At 37.5% G+C, this 18,402-nt stretch carries 22 protein-coding genes and 1 riboswitch; of the genes, 15 read left to right on the top strand and 7 right to left on the bottom strand.

Annotation, left to right across the window (positions count from 1 at the left end; all coding sequences use genetic code 11):
- The first annotated feature begins 29 nt into the window (after nucleotides 1–29).
- The 7 genes from bioA to WAX78_RS06750 all read left to right on the top strand — a co-directional run bounded on the left by bioA (nucleotide 30) and on the right by WAX78_RS06750 (nucleotide 6,323).
- A complete protein-coding gene (gene bioA / locus WAX78_RS06780) occupies nucleotides 30–1,454 on the top strand; it encodes an adenosylmethionine--8-amino-7-oxononanoate transaminase (protein ID WP_336481541.1) in 1,425 nt (474 codons plus the stop codon).
- The gene (bioD, locus tag WAX78_RS06775; RefSeq protein WP_336481540.1) at nucleotides 1,454–2,182 is read left to right on the top strand and encodes a dethiobiotin synthase; all 729 of its coding nucleotides are present in this window, start codon (nucleotides 1,454–1,456) and stop codon (nucleotides 2,180–2,182) included. The genes bioA and bioD overlap by 1 nt, the downstream gene beginning before the upstream one ends.
- Nucleotides 2,148–3,332 carry an 8-amino-7-oxononanoate synthase gene (bioF, locus tag WAX78_RS06770; RefSeq protein ID WP_336481539.1) on the top strand — a complete coding sequence of 395 codons (1,185 nt, stop codon included), beginning with the start codon at nucleotides 2,148–2,150 and terminating at the stop codon, nucleotides 3,330–3,332. Before bioD ends, bioF begins: the two co-directional genes overlap by 35 nt.
- Nucleotides 3,332–4,081 carry an alpha/beta fold hydrolase gene (locus WAX78_RS06765; RefSeq protein WP_336481538.1) on the top strand — a complete coding sequence of 250 codons (750 nt, stop codon included), beginning with the start codon at nucleotides 3,332–3,334 and terminating at the stop codon, nucleotides 4,079–4,081. The genes bioF and WAX78_RS06765 overlap by 1 nt, the downstream gene beginning before the upstream one ends.
- Complete coding sequence (gene bioC, locus WAX78_RS06760) at nucleotides 4,047–4,904, top strand: malonyl-ACP O-methyltransferase BioC (protein ID WP_336481537.1); 858 nt, start codon at nucleotides 4,047–4,049, stop codon at nucleotides 4,902–4,904. Before WAX78_RS06765 ends, bioC begins: the two co-directional genes overlap by 35 nt.
- Nucleotides 4,858–5,856 (top strand): biotin synthase BioB, encoded by a 999-nt coding sequence (bioB, locus tag WAX78_RS06755; RefSeq protein ID WP_336481536.1) that lies wholly within the window; start codon nucleotides 4,858–4,860, stop codon nucleotides 5,854–5,856. Before bioC ends, bioB begins: the two co-directional genes overlap by 47 nt.
- A gap of 185 nt (nucleotides 5,857–6,041) precedes the next feature.
- A complete protein-coding gene (locus WAX78_RS06750; RefSeq protein WP_336481535.1) occupies nucleotides 6,042–6,323 on the top strand; it encodes a hypothetical protein in 282 nt (93 codons plus the stop codon).
- A 194-nt stretch (nucleotides 6,324–6,517) separates the two neighbouring features.
- On the opposite strand, the gene ribH is transcribed toward WAX78_RS06750, so the two are convergent.
- From ribH to ribD, 4 genes are read right to left on the bottom strand one after another with little or no spacing between them, the layout of a single operon-like run.
- The gene (gene ribH, locus WAX78_RS06745) at nucleotides 6,518–6,979 is read right to left on the bottom strand and encodes a 6,7-dimethyl-8-ribityllumazine synthase (protein WP_020059455.1); all 462 of its coding nucleotides are present in this window, start codon (nucleotides 6,977–6,979) and stop codon (nucleotides 6,518–6,520) included.
- A 22-nt stretch (nucleotides 6,980–7,001) separates the two neighbouring features.
- Nucleotides 7,002–8,195, bottom strand: coding sequence for a bifunctional 3,4-dihydroxy-2-butanone-4-phosphate synthase/GTP cyclohydrolase II (locus WAX78_RS06740; protein WP_336481534.1), 1,194 nt, complete (start codon nucleotides 8,193–8,195; stop codon nucleotides 7,002–7,004).
- Nucleotides 8,196–8,208: 13 nt separating this feature from the next.
- Nucleotides 8,209–8,853, bottom strand: coding sequence for a riboflavin synthase (gene ribE / locus WAX78_RS06735; protein WP_336481533.1), 645 nt, complete (start codon nucleotides 8,851–8,853; stop codon nucleotides 8,209–8,211).
- On the bottom strand, nucleotides 8,834–9,946 hold the full coding sequence (gene ribD / locus WAX78_RS06730; protein ID WP_336481532.1) for a bifunctional diaminohydroxyphosphoribosylaminopyrimidine deaminase/5-amino-6-(5-phosphoribosylamino)uracil reductase RibD: 1,113 nt from the start codon (nucleotides 9,944–9,946) through the stop codon (nucleotides 8,834–8,836). Before ribD ends, ribE begins: the two co-directional genes overlap by 20 nt.
- Before the next feature lie 297 nt (nucleotides 9,947–10,243).
- Nucleotides 10,244–10,387: riboswitch (FMN riboswitch) on the bottom strand.
- A 167-nt stretch (nucleotides 10,388–10,554) separates the two neighbouring features.
- Between ribD and crcB (WAX78_RS06725) the strand changes: the two genes are divergently transcribed.
- Together crcB (WAX78_RS06725) and crcB (WAX78_RS06720) are read left to right on the top strand one after the other, a co-directional pair.
- A complete protein-coding gene (gene crcB / locus WAX78_RS06725) occupies nucleotides 10,555–10,962 on the top strand; it encodes a fluoride efflux transporter CrcB (RefSeq protein ID WP_336481531.1) in 408 nt (135 codons plus the stop codon).
- Nucleotides 10,959–11,312, top strand: a complete 354-nt coding sequence (gene crcB / locus WAX78_RS06720; RefSeq protein WP_336481530.1) for a fluoride efflux transporter CrcB — start codon at nucleotides 10,959–10,961, stop codon at nucleotides 11,310–11,312. Before crcB (WAX78_RS06725) ends, crcB (WAX78_RS06720) begins: the two co-directional genes overlap by 4 nt.
- 35 nt (nucleotides 11,313–11,347) lie before the next feature.
- On the opposite strand, the gene WAX78_RS06715 is transcribed toward crcB (WAX78_RS06720), so the two are convergent.
- Nucleotides 11,348–11,551, bottom strand: a complete 204-nt coding sequence (locus WAX78_RS06715; RefSeq protein WP_098310653.1) for a CDGSH iron-sulfur domain-containing protein — start codon at nucleotides 11,549–11,551, stop codon at nucleotides 11,348–11,350.
- 244 nt (nucleotides 11,552–11,795) lie between these two features.
- On the opposite strand from WAX78_RS06715, the gene WAX78_RS06710 reads away from it, so the two are divergent.
- The gene (locus tag WAX78_RS06710) at nucleotides 11,796–12,038 is read left to right on the top strand and encodes a DUF2552 family protein (RefSeq protein ID WP_336481529.1); all 243 of its coding nucleotides are present in this window, start codon (nucleotides 11,796–11,798) and stop codon (nucleotides 12,036–12,038) included.
- Between the two features lie 223 nt (nucleotides 12,039–12,261).
- Nucleotides 12,262–12,720: a DUF4352 domain-containing protein gene (locus WAX78_RS06705; protein ID WP_336481528.1), complete on the top strand. Its 459-nt coding sequence runs from the start codon at nucleotides 12,262–12,264 to the stop codon at nucleotides 12,718–12,720.
- A gap of 8 nt (nucleotides 12,721–12,728) precedes the next feature.
- Here the strand turns inward: WAX78_RS06705 and WAX78_RS06700 are convergent, their stop codons facing one another.
- Nucleotides 12,729–13,655, bottom strand: coding sequence for an alpha/beta hydrolase (locus WAX78_RS06700; protein ID WP_336481527.1), 927 nt, complete (start codon nucleotides 13,653–13,655; stop codon nucleotides 12,729–12,731).
- A gap of 78 nt (nucleotides 13,656–13,733) precedes the next feature.
- Between WAX78_RS06700 and WAX78_RS06695 the strand changes: the two genes are divergently transcribed.
- The 3 genes from WAX78_RS06695 to WAX78_RS06685 all read left to right on the top strand — a co-directional run bounded on the left by WAX78_RS06695 (nucleotide 13,734) and on the right by WAX78_RS06685 (nucleotide 16,631).
- Nucleotides 13,734–14,225, top strand: coding sequence for a GNAT family N-acetyltransferase (locus WAX78_RS06695; protein WP_336482002.1), 492 nt, complete (start codon nucleotides 13,734–13,736; stop codon nucleotides 14,223–14,225).
- 180 nt (nucleotides 14,226–14,405) lie between these two features.
- A complete protein-coding gene (locus WAX78_RS06690; protein WP_336481526.1) occupies nucleotides 14,406–15,572 on the top strand; it encodes a cation:proton antiporter in 1,167 nt (388 codons plus the stop codon).
- A gap of 114 nt (nucleotides 15,573–15,686) precedes the next feature.
- Nucleotides 15,687–16,631: a LacI family DNA-binding transcriptional regulator gene (locus WAX78_RS06685; protein ID WP_336481525.1), complete on the top strand. Its 945-nt coding sequence runs from the start codon at nucleotides 15,687–15,689 to the stop codon at nucleotides 16,629–16,631.
- 81 nt (nucleotides 16,632–16,712) lie between these two features.
- Here the strand turns inward: WAX78_RS06685 and WAX78_RS06680 are convergent, their stop codons facing one another.
- The gene (locus tag WAX78_RS06680) at nucleotides 16,713–17,714 is read right to left on the bottom strand and encodes an alpha/beta fold hydrolase (RefSeq protein WP_336481524.1); all 1,002 of its coding nucleotides are present in this window, start codon (nucleotides 17,712–17,714) and stop codon (nucleotides 16,713–16,715) included.
- 182 nt (nucleotides 17,715–17,896) lie between these two features.
- On the opposite strand from WAX78_RS06680, the gene WAX78_RS06675 reads away from it, so the two are divergent.
- Complete coding sequence (locus WAX78_RS06675; protein ID WP_336481523.1) at nucleotides 17,897–18,352, top strand: ribbon-helix-helix domain-containing protein; 456 nt, start codon at nucleotides 17,897–17,899, stop codon at nucleotides 18,350–18,352.
- Nucleotides 18,353–18,402 lie beyond the last annotated feature (50 nt).

Here is an 18,402-nt window from a genome sequence, read left to right as displayed (position 1 = left end):
GAAAAAGAATTGACAGTGTTTGTTTTATAATGTTAACCTTAAATAAAAATAAGTTAACATTAGAGGTGACAATCGTGACTGTAAGGAGTATTGATCAAACTTTTACATATGAGGAACTAGCTCAAAAAAATAAGGCCTATGTGTGGCATCCATTTACCCAAATGAAAGATTACTTGGAGGATGATCCCGTCATTATTGAACGAGGAGAAGGAAGAAAATTATACGATGTGAATGGAAAAGGCTACTGGGACGGTGTGTCTTCCATTTGGCTCAATGTTCACGGCCATCATGTACAAGAGCTAGATGACGCTATTCGTGAGCAATTAAATAAAATAGCACACTCTACATTGCTAGGTATTGCGAATGTACCAAGTATTTTGTTAGCCGAAAAAATTATTGAAATTGTACCAAATGGATTGAAGAAAGTTTTTTATTCCGATTCTGGTGCCACATCGGTTGAGATTGCAATTAAAATGGCATTTCAATATTGGCAGCATAAAGGAAAACCTGAAAAGAAAAAGTTTATTACGATGAAAGAGGCGTATCATGGTGACACAATTGGAGCGGTATCTGTTGGAGCTATTGATATGTTTCACCAAGTGTATAGTACACTTCTATTTGATACGTTAAAAGTACCATATCCGTATACATATCGTTCTCCTTATGGGGAAAATCATCAAGTTATTGTGAAAAAACATTTAGAAGAAATGGAAGAGTTGTTGCGACAAAATCACGAAGAAGTAGCAGCTGTTATTGTAGAACCTCTTGTACAAGGAGCGAGCGGCATTATTACCATGCCAGAGGGCTATTTAAAAGGATTGCGAGAACTTTGTACAGCCTACAATGTTCTTCTTATTACAGATGAAGTAGCCACAGGATTTGGAAGAACGGGTAAAATGTTTGCATGTGAACATGAGGGCGTTACACCGGATATTTTAACGGCTGGAAAAGGTTTAACAGGAGGATATTTACCGGTTGCAATTACAGTAACAACAGATGAAATTTATAATGCATTTTTAGGTGACTATGAGGAGCAAAAAACGTTTTTCCATGGTCATAGTTATACAGGGAATCCACTAGGTTGTGCAGTAGCACTTGCCAATTTGAAATTATTTGAAACTACAAATCTTATAGAAGCTGTTGCTCATAAAGCAGAATACATCGCAAAACGGTTAGAAGTTTTTCATGAATGTAAACATGTGGGAGATATTCGTCAGCGTGGTTTTATGGTAGGCCTTGAGCTCGTACAAAACAAAGAAACGAAAGAAGGATATTCTTGGCAGGAACGAATGGGTGTGAAGGTATGTAGAAGAGCACGTGATTTAGGTATGATTCTTCGTCCGTTAGGAAATGTTGTTGTATTTATGCCGCCGCTCGCTTCTACAATAGAAGAACTTGATGATATGATTATGATTTTACATCAAGCAATTCAAGAGGTAACGGAGGGCGAATGATGAGTGGTTTCTTTGTAACAGCAACTGATACTGAAGTTGGTAAAACGGTTGTAACAGGTGCATTAGCAGGTGTGCTTCGTCAACGTGGATATAATATCGGTGTCTATAAACCATTGCAAAGCGGCCACCTTTCTTCCCATCCAGAAGGTGATGCTGCTCGGTTGAAAGCAACTGCCGGTGTAACGATATCATGCGAAGAGATTTGTCCTTACTCAGTTGAAGAACCGCTTGCGCCTCGTCTAGCAATGAAGCGAGCAGGGCGACAAGTATTATTATCAGATATTACAAGTCATTACGAAGAATTATCGAAACAATTTGACTCTTTATTTGTAGAAGGTGCTGGCGGACTTGTAGTTCCTTACACAGACGATGCCCTTGTTGTAGATTTTGCGAAACAACTGCAATTACCATTGCTTATTGTAGCAAGGCCAACACTTGGTACAGTGAATCATACTGTCTTAACTATTTCTTATGCAAAAGCACACGGTCTATCAGTCGCAGGTGTCATTTTTTCTGGATGTCAACAATATGAAAAAGAGAGAGTGCTAGAAAATAAAAAAATGATTGAAGAGTTAAGTGACGTACCGGTTATTGGATTATTACCAGCGCTTCGTGAAGGCTTTACGCGAAAAGAATTATTACAAGCAGCAGAAGAGAGCGTTGCTATCTCAAGGTTAGAGGAGTTTTTACGCCATGAATCCAGTGTGGGAAGCACATTTTCAGTCTAAATTAACGAGTCTTACAGAAACATCACAGCACCGAACATTATTCGTGACGGAACACGCAGAAAAAACGTGGCTCGTTCGAAATGGAAAGAGGATGCTAAATTTAGCCTCAAATAATTACTTAGGATTAGCTGGAGATGAACAGCTAAAAGAAGCTGCAGTGGAAGCAACAAAAAGATATGGGACCGGAGCAACGGCGTCCCGTCTTGTTGTAGGTAACTATCCGTTATATGAAGAGATTGAACAACAAATATGTGCATGGAAAGAAACTGAAAAAGCACTAATTGTGAATAGCGGCTACACGGCAAATGTTGGAGCAATTTCTTCACTTGTAGGCAGGCATGATATTGTGTTTAGCGATAAGCTCAATCATGCAAGTATTGTAGATGGCATTGTATTAAGCGGTGCAGAGCATAAGCGCTATCGTCATAATGATTTGGAACATTTAGAGAGAATGCTGAGATCTGCTCCAGCAGAAAAACGAAAGCTTATCGTTACAGATACTATTTTTAGCATGGATGGGGATATGGCTCATCTAGAGAATCTAGTAATACTGAAAGAAAAGTACGGAGCGCTTCTTATGGTTGATGAGGCGCATGCTGGCGGAGTATACGGCAAGAATGGAGCAGGCCTTGCTCATAACCATCCAGAATTAGCAAAGCGAATAGATATTCATATGGGTACATTTAGTAAGGCGCTGGGCTGTTATGGTGCTTATATTACCGGAAGTGCAGTTTGTATCGATTATATGATTAATACTATGCGTGGTTTTATTTTTACAACTGCTTTACCTCCAGGAACGCTTGGAGCAATCGGAAAAGCAATTGAGATTGTAAGCAAAGATGGAACATATCGTCAAAGGTTAATAGAAAATGGCGGATATTTTCGCACTGCGTTGCAAGAGGCCGGTTTTTATATCGGAGACAGCACTACGCATATTGTTCCTGTTATCGTGGGTTCTAATGAAGCAGTGCTTCGTTTCAGTATGAAGTTACAAGAAGCAGGGATAGCGGCAATTGCCATTCGACCACCTACTGTTCCGCAATATAGTTCCCGCATTCGGTTTGCTGTGACAGCGCAGCATACGAATGATGATCTACAATGGGCAGCACAGCGGATTGTACAAATTGGAAAGGAAGAAGGAGTGATTTGATGAAGCAACTTAGTCTTGTGCTCATTTCTGGATGGGGCATGGAAGAGCAAGTTTGGGAATCATTCTTTCCATATTTACATGAATTTCCGGTACATATTGTTCATTGGTGGAACGTTGAAGACCAAAAGGATTTCAGGCAACGAATTATAGAGATAGCTAAAGATAAAGAAGTGATTTTAGTTGGCTGGTCACTTGGGGCGTTGGCAGCTCTTCAAGCATATGATTCATTGCAAACGAAAGGGATTGTTTTATTAGGAGGAACAGCGAAATTTACAATAGATTCTGATTATGTACATGGATGGAAAGGGTCTTTTGTTGAAAGAATGAAACGAAGTCTTCTCAATCAAAAAGATGCTACATTGAAACGATTTTATGTAAGCATGTTTTCAAAGACGGAGCAGGAAATTGGAGAGCAAATTGCATTTTTAAAAGTAGCTGAGCAGTTTCAAGGCGATTCAATTTATTCTTTGCAATGTGGACTTGATTACTTAATAGAAACAGATGCTAGAGAACAGCTGCAGCAAATAGATGTTCCGTTATTACTTCTTCACGGAGAGGCTGATGCCATTTGTCCTCTGTCTGCAGCACAGTATATAAATGAAAAAACAAATGCATTGCTAACGATTATAGAAGAAGCTGGACATGCACTTTGTTTTACACATGCAGAACGATGTGCTAAAGAAATTCTACAGTTTGTAAGGGGGATACAACAAAATGATCAACAAGACGTTATTACAAAAACGATTTAATCAAGCTGCTGTATCCTATGATCAATATGCAAATGTACAAAAAAAGATGGCAGACCAGCTGCTTGCTTATATGAAAGAACATTACGATGCAGCGGCGCAAATTCATATTTTAGAGCTTGGATGCGGCACAGGTTATGTAACAGAGAAACTAGCGACATCTTTTCCGAATGCGACGATTACAGCTGTTGATTTTGCAGAAAGTATGATTGCGAAAGCAAAAACGCAGTGTAATGTGGAGTCTGTTACATTTCGATGTGAAGACATTGAACATATTAAACTTTATGAACAATATGATGTGATGATATCCAATGCAACGTTTCAATGGTTAAATGATTTATCAGCTGCATTAGCGAATTTATATAAAAATTTACGTGAAGATGGTGTGCTGCTGTTTTCAACATTTGGATATAAAACGTTTCATGAGCTGCATACATCATTTCAGCGTGCAAAAACAATGTGTGCAATAGATGATGCAACAACTGTTGGCCAAACTTTTTTAGCAGGACTACAGTTGCAAGAGTTGTGTAAAAGAATAACAGGGGATATACATGTTGCTGAAACATGTTACATAGAAACCTTCACTACAGTTCGTGATTTTTTACAATCCATTCGTAAAGTTGGGGCTACGAACAGTAACGAAGAATCCTATTGTCAAAGTCCTTCTATTTTTCGCAATATGCTTCGCATATATGAACGAGATTTTATGGAAGATGGAAGAATTGCGGCAACATATCATGCTTTATTTTCTTATATGAAAAAAGAGGGGAAGAGAATAAATGAAACATATACAAACGAAAACAGATTGGAAACAAATCGCATCTGAAGTCGTACAAGGAAGAGCTGTAACGAAAAAAGAGGCACTTCATATTTTACAGGCAAATGATACAGAAATTTTAGAAATTATGAATGCTGCGTATGTGATTCGTCATCATTACTTCGGGAAAAAAGTAAAACTAAATATGATTATTAATACGAAATCTGGTCTATGTCCAGAGGATTGTGGGTATTGTTCCCAATCAATCGTATCAGAGGCTCCAATTGATAAGTATGCTTGGTTAACGCAAGAGAAGATTGTAGAAGGTGCACATGAAGCGATTCGACGTAAGGCAGGTACATATTGTATTGTTGCTTCTGGCCGCCGCCCAACTAATAATGAAGTAGAACATGTCATTGGAGCGGTAAAAGAAATCCGTGATACGACTGATTTGAAAATTTGCTGTTGTTTAGGATTTTTAAATGAAGATCAGGCGCAGCGTCTTGCTGAAGCTGGTGTGCATCGTTACAATCATAATTTAAATACGCATGTAGATAATTATGAGAGTATTTGTTCAACTCATACGTACGACGATCGTGTTGATACAGTTGAAAAAGCGAAGCATGCGGGTATATCACCATGTTCGGGTGCTATTTTCGGAATGGGGGAAACAACGGAGCAACGTGTAGAAATTGCATTTGAATTAAAACGCTTAGATGCAGATTCTATCCCATGTAATTTCCTTGTTGCTGTAAATGGAACGCCGTTAGAAGGGCAAAAAGAATTAACACCAATAGAGTGCTTAAAAGTATTAGCAATGATGCGCTTTGTGAATCCGTCAAAAGAAATTCGGATTTCTGGTGGACGCGAAATTAACTTACGCGCTGTTCAACCACTCGGTTTATTTGCTGCAAATTCAATCTTTGTTGGTGATTATTTAACGACAGCTGGCCAAGAACCAACAGCAGACTGGGGAATGATTGAAGATTTAGGGTTTGAAATTGAGGAATGTGCGTTGTAATAAAGATTAGGAAAGAAAGCTCTTAATATAGGAGCTTTCTTTTTTGTAAATAAAATGTAATAAAACGTATATAACCCCTGTGGCTATTCAATTTGTAAGAAGATGACCAGGAAATGCTGCCGAATTTCCCGCTCCGCAATTGTACATAGTAAGAGAGATATTAACAACGGTTTGGAGAGATTTGCATGCATAAATATGTATTAGCAGTTATGAGCTTTCTTATTTTATTAAAAGCAATTAGTGCAGACCCAGTGAAAGCAATTGAAAATCCTGAACAGAAAGATATGCAAGCGAGAATTGAGCAGCATCTTCGGCATCAAGCTGAGTATTTTGGAATTGAAACAGAAGGAAAAGATTTAAAAGAAGTGGGTAGAGAGCTCCATATTACGCAAGAGGAACAGAGAAAAGAAAAAATGAGAAAGCAAAAAGAGGCCGAAGCCTCTTTTTGTTGTTTGCTCGAAACCTAACCAGCCATAAGAGCCCGATTGGTTCAACTAACCTTTTGTGAGGAAAAGCACCTCACAAAAGGAAGTTTCACTTTATCCCGCTCAAACGGCTGGTAAGAAGTAAGAGCAGGAAGAAGACCTAACCAGCCGTAAGAGCCCGATTGGTTCAACTAACCTTTTGTGAGGAAAAGCACCTCACAAAAGGAAGTTTCACTTTATGCCCATTGACGGGATAGGTTTGCCATTTCAATGGCTGCAACAGCAGATTCCCAGCCTTTATTTCCAGCTTTTGTACCAGCACGTTCAATTGCCTGTTCAATTGTTTCTGTTGTTAATACGCCGAAGATAACAGGAATTTCTGTTTGTAATGAGAGGGAAGCGACACCTTTTGCAACTTCATTACAAACGTAATCATAATGCGTTGTTGCACCGCGAATTACTGTTCCAAGTGTAATAACTGCATCGTATTTTCCGCTGTTTGCCATTTTTTTCGCGATTAATGGAATTTCAAATGCACCAGGAACCCAAGCGACATCAATATTGTTTTCTTCTACTCCATGACGCTTTAAACCGTCTAATGCACCACCTAATAACTTGCTTGTAATAAATTCGTTAAAACGACCAACGACAATACCTACTTTTAATCCTGTACCAACTAAATGACCTTCGAATACCATAATATATCTCTCCCTTAATCTATTATAAATTTAATAAGTGACCTAATTTTGTTGATTTCGTTTGTAAATATGCCTTATTTTCTTCTTTTGTTGGCATTTGCAACGGTACGCGCTCGACAACTTCTAGATCATAACCTTGTAAACCCGCGATTTTACGAGGATTATTTGTTAAAAGACGAAGTTGTTTTAATCCTAAATCTTTTAAAATTTGTGCGCCAATACCGTAATCGCGAAGATCAGCTGCAAAGCCAAGCTTTTCATTTGCTTCTACAGTATCGTAACCTTCTTCTTGCAGCTTATATGCTCGTAATTTATTAAGCAGTCCAATGCCGCGTCCTTCTTGGCGCATATATAGAAGAACCCCTTTTCCTTCCCGTTCAATTTGAGCGAGAGCTGCATGAAGCTGCGGACCACAGTCGCAGCGGCAAGATCCAAATACATCACCAGTTAAACATTCAGAATGGACACGTACAAGCGTTGGTTCACCTGTTGAAATATCTCCTTTTATAAGAGCAATATGTTCTTTATCGTCAAGAGAATTGGAATAGCCAATTGCTTGGAATGTACCAAATTCCGTCGGTAAAGTAATTTCCACTTCGCGCTGTACAAGTGTTTCATGACGACGGCGATATGCAATTAGGTCCTCAATTGTAATCATTTTGAGATTAAATTGCTTTGAGATCTCTGATAAGTCAGGAACTCGTGCCATCGTACCATCTTCATTTATAATTTCACAAATGACACCTGCTGGTTCTGCACCACATAATTTTGCTAAATCTACAGCAGCCTCTGTATGCCCAGCGCGGCGGAGGACACCACCTGCTTTTGCGATTAAAGGAAAAATATGTCCAGGACGTTTAAAATCACTTGCTTTAGCCTCTGAGTTTAGTAGTTCGCGTACGGTTGTCGCACGTTCATGAGCACTAATACCAGTTGTTGTTGAAATGTGATCGATGCTAACTGTAAAGGCAGTGCCATGAGAATCTGTATTATGTGAAACCATTGGCTTTAGTTCCAAACGATCGGCATATTCTTCTGTAATCGGAACACATACAAGACCGCGCCCGTGTGTAATCATGAAATTGATTGTTTCCGGTGTAATGTACTCAGCTAAGGCAATAAAATCTCCTTCGTTTTCTCTATGTTCATCATCACATACGATGACAACTTTTCCTTGCTTTAAATCTTCTAGTGCTTCTTCAATACGATGAAACATTTCATTTCCTCCCTTATAGAAATCCGTTGTCTTGTAAAAAGCTTTCCGTAAGTGAGCTTTTTTTAGGTGTTGCCTGCGTAATAAAACGTTCAATATATTTTCCAATCATATCGCACTCAACATTCACGATATCGCCGACAGTTTTCTTTCCGATCACTGACTGACTTAACGTGTGTGGAATGAGGGAGATTGTGATAGAAGAGTTATCGACACCAAAAATTGTAAGACTTGTACCGTCAATGGAAACAGATCCTTTTTGTAAACAATAACGAAGTAGTTCATTTGGTAATTGTATTTTGTAATATACGGCATTATAGCTCCGTCTTTTATCGATAATTGTTCCAATACCGTCAATATGTCCTGTAACGAAATGTCCACCAAAGCGACCGTTTGCACTCATAGCGCGCTCTAAATTTACATTTGAACCGCGGCTAAGAGTTTGCAGCGAAGTTGCTCGCATCGTCTCCGGCATGACATCAACGGTAAAAGAGTGTGTTGTAAAAGAAGTGACGGTTAAACATATCCCGTTTACAGCAATGCTGTCACCTAAGTTTACATCTGACAAAATTGTTTGTGCTGAAATTGTAAGTTGCATTGCTTCACCGGCTTGTTGCATGTTAGCAATTGTTCCAAGTTCCTCAACAATTCCTGTGAACATAAGGCACCTCTTTTCTTGGAGTAGCAACTACTTTTATATCATCTCCGATTTGTTCCATCGATTGAATGTGTAAGGGAAGTGCATCTTGCAGTTTTGTGAAACCATTTCCGCCAAACCATGTTGGAGCTTCTTTACCACCAATTAGTTTTGGACTAATATACGTAATCAATTCATGAAAGCATTTTGCTTCTAAGAAACTAGCATGAATAGTTTGTCCGCCTTCGACAAAGAGAGAAAGAATATTTTTTTCTCCAAGAAGATCAAGCAATTCGTTTATTTCAATGTTACTCGTCTTCATCTGCAGCACAGATACCATATTAGATTGGAATTTTGCAATTTTCTCTTTGGAAACGCCATTTCCAACAATAATCCACGTTGGAACCTCTCCGTCTGTAATCACATGAGAGGAAAGTGGAGTTCGTAAATGTGTATCAAGTACGATGCGAATCGGATTTTTTCCGCCATTTACAAGGCGTGTTGTTAAATGCGGATTATCGGCAATGATTGTATTTACACCAACGAGAATGGCATCGTGTGTATGGCGATAACGATGTACATCAGCTCGTGATGATTCACCTGTAATCCATTTACTTTCTCCTGTACGAGTAGCGATTTTTCCATCTAGGCTCATTGCTGTTTTTAAGGTTACAAATGGCCGCTTTGTTTTCATGTAGTGAAAAAAGTAACGATTTAATTCTTTTGCTTCTTTTTCGAGTACACCAATTGTTACGTCAATTCCAGCTTCCTGTAAACGTTTGACACCTCGGCCTGAAACGAGTGGATTACTATCGAGTACTGCGATGACCACTCGTTTGACGTTTTTGGCTATAAGTAAATCGCAGCAAGGAGGCGTTCTTCCGTGATGACTGCATGGTTCTAATGTTACATACACTGTTGCATCATGGGCTTGTTCACCAGCCATCTGAAGAGCGTGAACTTCAGCGTGTTCAGTTCCTGCTCGTAAATGAGCACCTACTCCAATGATATTTCCATCTTTTACAACAACAGCACCGACCATTGGATTAGGACTTGTTTGACCAGCGGTATTTTTTGCTAATTGCAGAGCAAGTGCCATATATTCTTGATCCGTCATAAAATCACCTCTCTTAAAAAAATCAAAAAACCCCAAGGACATAATCCTTGGGGTGAGAGAGACGATGTTTCTAGAAATATAAGAAGGATACGAGAGTATACTTAAGAAACCTAGCAATTATTGATATGTTTGCATAGAAAAGAAGCCTAGCAAATATCGATTTTTCACATGCTAGTGTTATCGTGTTATTTCAGCAGAGAAACAAATGGTATACGAAAAGAAACATATGTATGTCTAAAAATAAACAATACAAATGCGTATGCTGAAATAAGCGTATCCTATATACGTACTAGAAAACATATCCTTCTCCCATCCAGACTATACTGTCGGTTCTAGATTCTCACTAGATCCACCGTTTTCAAATTGAAAACGGGTCACGGACTTAGAAGTGTGCACTTCATCACCGCCGGTTGGGAATTTCACCCGACCCCGAAGGATGCTGTTTGCTCACATTATAGCACAAAAAAGACAAAAGGCTATAAAAAATATTTGAATGTGAAGAATTGCATGAAAATAAAACAGGGAGCTAAATTGACATTCGCAGGGAGATGAATTTACTATACTAGTGTAGTTAAGGGATTATATAGTATTTAAACCGAGGTGAGAGTATGAAGAAATATATTGCTGTAGGAATAGGCGGTGTTATCGGAGCTTTGGCGCGTTATGGAGTAGGTCAATTATTTCAACCAACATTTTCGACTGGTTTTCCATTAGCAACATGGCTAGCCAATATGAGCGGTAGTTTTTTATTAGCATTTTTAACGATGTCTGTTTTTCGGATGAAACAAGTTTCACCGCTTATGATAAGTGCCGTTGGTACAGGAATAATTGGAGCATTTACAACATTTTCGACATTTAGTGTGGAAACGTTGCAGTTGTTACGGCATCAAGCACTTACAATGGCTTTTTTATATGTAAGTGCGAGTATGATAGGGGGATTACTTGTATCTTTTGTCGGATTTTATGTTGGGAATATGCTATATGAACGCGGTATGAGGAAAGAAGGAAATATATGAATATTCTACTTGTCGGTATGGGGGGCTTTTTTGGAGCAATTGCACGTTTTTATATTAGTACTGTAGCAAAAGAAAAGTACGGAAATGTTTTTCCATATGGAACATTTTTTATAAATATAATCGGCTCATTTTTACTCGGTATGTTATTTGGTGCTGAAGTAGCTAAAATGTGGGTATTGTTATGTGGTACAGGGTTTATGGGAGGATTCACGACGTTTTCGACATATCAACTAGAAATGATACAACTTATACATAAACGAGAAGGGCAAAAGGCATTACTATATTTTGTTATGAGTAATGTAATAGGTATTGGTTGCGCTTTTGCTGGTTTTTATATTGGGGGCATGTAAAAAAATACGCGCACATTTTCTTGTGCGCGTGTTTTTTATTCTTTCGGTGCACGTACAACAGATTCAAATTTGCCTTTATGTGAACCATCGCAATACGGCATATTTTGGGATAATCCACAACGGCATAGAGAAAATGCCGGTTTAGCTGGAAATACATTCCCTTCAGCGTCGATTAGTTCCACATCCCCTGTAATACGGAACGAACCATTATTATTTACTTTAATTTGTACTTTCTCCATTCTTACACCTCCTTACCAAACGCTTATGTCTATCATATACTTACTAGAATTACTTGACAATGTTTAGAAACAATGCTTTTTGTGAGAAAATAGAAATGATATAATAAAGTGAAACTTCCATCAGTGGGGGATGAAGCACCCGCCTATTTTCTTTGCTTCTCTATGAATCTTGAGGTGGAGGTCTTACTGCCCGCGAATAGCGGAATAAATCATATACTGAAAAGATATTAAGGTGAACATAAACATGAACAAACAATTACGTACATTACAAAACATTGCACAAGAGAGAACGTGGGTATCGTTTTTAAACGATAATCATCCATACAGCTTACTTCATTGGTCGATTGCTGGTGTACAGCAAGAAGTGAAAGATGTATGGTTATTACAAGATGAAGTCACATTTCAAACAACAGAGTTCCTATCACTAGATGAAGCGGTAAAATGGATTTCTGAAAATATGGATCAAGTTACAGACGTATTGGCATAACATAAGTTGCTATTAGTAGGTGTTCGTTTCTAATGAAATGATTTTTACTGTTGGCTGAGATAAGAAAAAGGCAAACTCATAGGGAGATGAGTTTGCCTTTTTTATGTAATCATGCGGGTGACTCATTTGTATTTTTACTTATAGATTAGATTTTCCAAATGCATAAAAATGCGCATTGTGTACATCATACAACCGATAGAAACAGCAAAGAAGGTGGAAGTTGTTGCGGAAACGATTGAGCATAATAAGTATCATTATATGCTTTTGTATTGCCGGATGTAATAGAGAGGAACAGGTTAATAAATCAAGTGTTAAAGGGGTTTTATCTGCCCATCAAATAGAATTTGATATTAAAAATATAAGTCGTGAAGTGCATTATGATGTGTGGACTGCGAAACAAAACCACACGCTTCTTGTTATAAACTTTTCTTTAAAAAACAATAGAAACAAAAGTATTGTTGTTAAACCTGCTCAGTTTAATGTTATTTCAACGACTGGAAAAATATATGGGGTCTTTCAAACAAAAAGGAATCCAAATATATTGCATGATAGAAGGCTAAAATCATACGATTCATTGCAAGCGAGCATCGTATTTGAAATGCCTAAAGAAGAGGTGGAATCTGAATTGTTATTTGCTCCCGACTTTGCTAAAGATGAACCAATTGTTATTTCACTAAAATAAAAACAGGCTTATGAAAGCCTGTTTTTTGTTTCGTTTACGTATGTTGTTAAAAATTGGTCAACTGCCATTTCATATTCCTCTTTATTTTCTGCATATGAACAAGCATGAGCGCCTTTTTCAGCAATATAGAGTTCTTTTGCGCCTTCTTTTGCTTCATACAATGCTTGCGTCATCTTGCATAAAATGTATTCATCGTCTTTACTATGGATGAACAACACAGGATTTTTAATATTTTTTACGCAATCAATTGGAGAAATTTCATGAAGTGTATAACCATCACGCACTTTTAAAAGTGTGTTAGCTATTGGTAGAAGAGGCCACTTTGGCAAATGAAACTCAACTTTTAAACGGTAATGAAGCTGCTCATAAAAGTCAGAGAATGGACAGTCGGCAATGTAAAAGTCAGCGCCATCTTCAACCATACCTGCATATTGTAATAATGTCGCAGCTCCCATTGATTCACCATGAATACCAAGTATAATATTTGAACCAAATCGTTGTTTGAGCCAATCTACTACCGTTTTTAAATCGTGTTTTTCATAATAGCCGTAACTCGTTGTTTTTCCTCCTGTTTGTCCGTGACGACGATGATCGTAAATAAATACATTGAATCCTCTGTTCAAAAATAAATTCGCATATTTTATCGAGTTCATTTTGTTGACGGTTACGCCGTGACAAAAAATCATGAACTTATTTGAATGGCCGCTAGTAGGAATATAGTAACCATGAATGTTATAACCAAATTGAGAAGAGAGGTATACTTCTTCCTTTGAGAGAGCTTCAAAGTCCTCTAAGCGAAAATGTTGTTTTGTTTCACGTTCTAAAATTTCTTTTTCGGTTTTTTTCTTTAAATACATGACCTTATTCGTGAAGAAAATGCCAATGCCAATAAGAGTACCCACTATCGTTAATAATACCTTCAAAAACGCTTTCATACTCCATCCTCCAAGCTACAATACATATGATACAATTATATTGTATCATAACAATATGTAAAGGTGAGAGAAATGAGTATGGTGAGAATTCAAAATATAAAAGCAGAGATGCAAGAAGAAATTAGTCAATTTATGAAAGAAAATTGGGGAAGTACTGTAATGGTTTCAAAAGGACATGTCCATCAATTAGATCGATTACCAGGATTTATTGCAGTTGAAAATGACAAAATAATAGCAATTATCACATATTATGTTGTTAATAAAAATTGTGAAATTGTATCACTTGACAGTTTCAAAGAAAAAAGAGGGATTGGTACACAGCTTGTAGAGTGTGTAATAGATGCGGCAAAGAAACAATTTTGTGAAAAGGTTTGGCTTATTACGACAAATGATAATGTAAATGCGATTCGATTTTATCAAAAACGAGGATTTACTATGACAAATCTATACATAGACGCCGTGCAAGAAGCTCGTAAGCTGAAGCAAGAAATTCCGATTATTGGTTATGAGGGGATTCCAATCTTACATGAAATTGAGTTTGAAAAAAATATATGTAAGATTAAAGGGTAGATAGACTGAAATATATGTTCTTGTTTTATAAATAGGAAGTGTTTTTATTTTAGGTATTTATTGGGAAAAAATGAGTGTAATAATTATGGGAAGATGCTCATTTGATAATTTCACAGACTAGTATAAATTGTATATAATCATAATTATTCTGATGAGTAAGATGAGAAAAGGAGAGATGAGATGATATTTTTCTTTCAATTAGCAGTAATTTTGCTAAGTACAAAGCTTGCGGGTGACTTAAGTGTCAGGCTAGGGCAACCGTCTGTACTTGGAAAACTTATTGTTGGTATTATGATTGGTCCAGCAGTATTGGGATTAGTTGATAATACGGATTTATTGAAGCAATTAAGTGAAGTTGGGGTTATTCTCCTCATGTTTATGGCTGGTTTAGAAACGGATTTAAAGGAACTAAATGAAAATCGCAATTCTTCTTTAGCAGTAGCGGTTGGTGGAATTATTATGCCGTTTTTAGGTGGCTATGTTGCCGGTCTGATTATGGGAATGGAGCAAGCAAATGCAGTTTTTTTAGGCTTACTTCTTTGTGCAACTAGCGTTAGTATCTCTGTGCAAACGCTTCGGGATTTAGGGAAAATGAAAACGCGCGAAAGTACAACAATGCTTGGCGCAGCTGTGTTTGATGATATCCTCGTTGTTATTTTACTTGCATTTGCCATGAGTTTCTTAGGTGCAGGTGATGTGAATTTAACAATGATTATTTTGAAAAAGGTTGTCTTCTTCGCAGTTATTATCCTGATTGGATGGAAAGGTGTTCCAATGATTATGCGCTTGCTTTCTCCGCTTCGTGTGTCAGAATCTATTATTAGCGCAGCCCTTATTATTTGTTTCTCCTTTGCTTATTTTGGAGAATTATTAGGAATAGCGGGAATTATCGGAGCGTTTGCGGCAGGGATTGCTATCTCCCAAACAGATTATAAACATGAAGTTGAGAAGAAAGTTGAGCCAATTGCCTATGCAATGTTTGTTCCTATTTTCTTTGTAAGTATTGGAATGAATATTACGTTTGCGGGACTTGGAGATAAAATTTGGTTTATCGTCATTTTAACAGTAATTGCTGTCTTAACGAAATTGATTGGTTGTGGCCTTGGAGCACGTATGACAGGTTTTGATCTTCAGTCTTCTACAATTATTGGATCTGGAATGGTTTCACGTGGCGAAGTAGCCTTGATTATTGCAGGACAAGGTTTAGCTTCAGGATTATTAGCACAAGATTACTTTACAGCGATTGTTATTGTTGTTATTTTGACAACGATGATTACACCGCCGATGTTGAAGAAAACATTTGCGATAAAAGACAAACAATTGAAAGAGGAAAGAAGTGCTGTGTAGGCACTTCTTTTTTTATGTAACAATTTTCAGAAATATACAATAATAACCTTGACGTAGGCTTTGTTTTGCTTTACGGTAAAATTGTAAACCATTTCCATGTTGAGGGGTGAAGATGTGGCAACGATACGCGATGTTGCAAAGTTGGCAGGAGTTTCAGTCGCAACAGTTTCACGAGTATTAAATGAAAAAGGGTATGTACACGAAGATACGGTAAAGCAAGTGAAGAAAGCAATTGAGGAGTTGCAATATAGGCCAAATGCGGTAGCCAAGGCGCTATTTAAAAAATCTTCTACGATGATTGCTCTGCTTATACCTGACTTACAGGACCCGATAGCCTTACCACTGCTTACAGTTATTGAAGAAGAAGCTTACAAAGAAGGGTATCAAATTATTATATGCAATATGAAACATAAGCGTGGTTACATGGATGTATTGGAGCAAAATAATATTGCAGGTGTTATTATGACACGTGATGTATATAAAAGCTTACAAAAAGACATCGTATCAGTTCCGTTTGTAATTGTAGATTCGGTCGAGGGGGAGGCTTTACATTATTATAATGCAGCGATACAAGCTGTTTCTGTTCTAGAAGAGAAAGGATGTCAGTTTATTGCCTATATCCATGAAGAGACAAATAATGAAGTGATGGAAGAACATTTCAATGGTTTTTTAGACGCGGTTTGGGAGAAGAAGATATCTTACCGAGTTATAGAAATGCATAGGAAAGAGACAGATTCAGAACAAATAGCTACGGAGGTATTACAAAAACATCCATACATAGATGGAATCGTTACTTGTAGCGATATTGTAGGAATTGGCTTTATTCGTGCTGCCCAAAAGCTTTATATCTCTATTCCGAAACATTTACAAGTTATTGGTTTGAGTGGAAGTGTACAAGGAGAGTGGTCCACGCCAGCTTTAACGACAATTGCCCCCCCGATAACAAATGTAGGAGCACTTGCTATTCATAAGTTAATTGCAAAAATAAAAAAGGTGGAATATAACCAAGAGGTAGCTGATTTAGATTTCGTTCTAATTGAGAGAGAATCAACAAAGTAAAAGGTGCGTGAGAACACGCACCTTTTTTCTATTTTGTTACTCGTAGGCAGTAGGAGTCTGATTGATGAAAGTTTCACTTAATCAAGGGTGCAGTAAGAAGTGTTCTTGTTTAATATCAAGTAACATTGCTGCAAAACGCTCATGTTCTTCAAAATTTGGAGCATGAGCTGAATTTGGAAACCAAATCATTTTTTTAATAGGTGCGTTAAGAACATCACAATATTGTTGGACAAGTGCATAAGGCGTTTGATAGTCATAGCGTCCAGAACAAAAATACACAGGAAATGAAACGCTTGGAATTTGTGAAAATAAATCAATCTTCAACATTTCCCTCCATAATTCTCCGGATTTCATATTTCCACTAAAAAATTTAATCCAGTCTATCCATGCATATTCTGGGGATCGAAACCCTTTTCGAATGAAAGAAAAAAATGTCCCCTTTTGAATAGCGCCGCCAAAGATACCGAGCCATTTCCTTTGGATAAGTAGTCGTCTCTTATCTAAAAACGGAGGCTTTCCAAGTTTTTTCAAAGAGGCGAGTGCACTATCATGTCCACGCTGCTTTGCGGATCGAATTAAATGTTCAAAAAGCAATTCCTCGTTTTGTTTCATATGCACAATTTGGCCAACTCCGATATATGCTTCGATGTATTGGGGAGATTGCTGTGCAGCAAATAATCCAATGATGCTGCCCCAAGAGTGCCCGAGAAGAAATAATTTCCTTTTTTGAAACCTTGTTAGAAGATAATCAATTATTTGATGTGTGTCTAAAATGAATTGTTCAATTGTTAGTGGTTCTTTGAAATCTCGCCATGAAAAGGATTTTCCTGCTCCGCGCTGATCCCAGTTGACAACAATAAAATGTTTTTCAAGTTCTGTTTGGAAATGGCGTGCAAAGCCAATTTGAGCCATTCCTGGTCCACCGTGTAAGCATAATAAAAGAGGTTGATTGAGATCTTGCCCACGAATGAGTAATGATTGTTTCCGATCATTTATAAGAACATTTTCAATTGTAGCAATACTATTTGCGATGTGTTTTTTATTTTTATCGTAAAAAGAGGGGGTGCTGCTGCGAATGAACATGAGGACGACCTCCTTTTGATTGCGATATATTGAACAGTGCTGTTTTTTTCATCATATACTAAATATACTAATAAGAAATTATTGTATCATAACATAGTAATTTTATCCCGCATTAACAAGCAATAGGCTCCCGTTGATGAAAGTTTCACGTTATCTTATGTTTAATAGAGAGGAGGGAGGAGGTGGAAATTGGTGAAATTATTGATCGTTTAAATAATCGTGAACCGATAGCGATTGTTGCGAAACGACTGGAAATGAGTCCATATACACTATCAAAAAAATTACGATTACTTGGATATGAATATGATGGTGAGCAGAAAAAAAGGACATTTGTTGGAGAAGGGGAAGAACCTCGTCATTTACAATTAAAAGAAGCTGTGAGTCTACAGCAGGAAAAAATAGATTATCAGCGCCTCATTTATGAGCAATTGCAACATATTTATGAGTTGTTGCAAAAACGCGAATGTGGAATATGTGTCACGTCCGTGGAACAAGGAGAGAAAAAAAAACGTACATTTTCTCTTTCTAAACAAGTACTAGAACAGCTAGATTGTCTTTCTGTTAGAAATGGTGTACACAAGTCTAGGCTTGTAGAAATTGCACTGAAAGAATATTTAGAAAGATATCATGAAAGATAATAAAAGCGGGATTTCCCGCTTTTATCTTATAGTTGCAGGCAATAAGATTT

The sequence above is a fragment of the Bacillus yunxiaonensis genome (genome assembly GCF_037104695.1).
GTDB lineage: Bacteria > Bacillota > Bacilli > Bacillales > Bacillaceae_G > Bacillus_A > Bacillus_A yunxiaonensis.
Note: the sequence above shows the minus strand (reverse complement) of the source record. Positions and strands in the feature narration are given on the sequence as shown.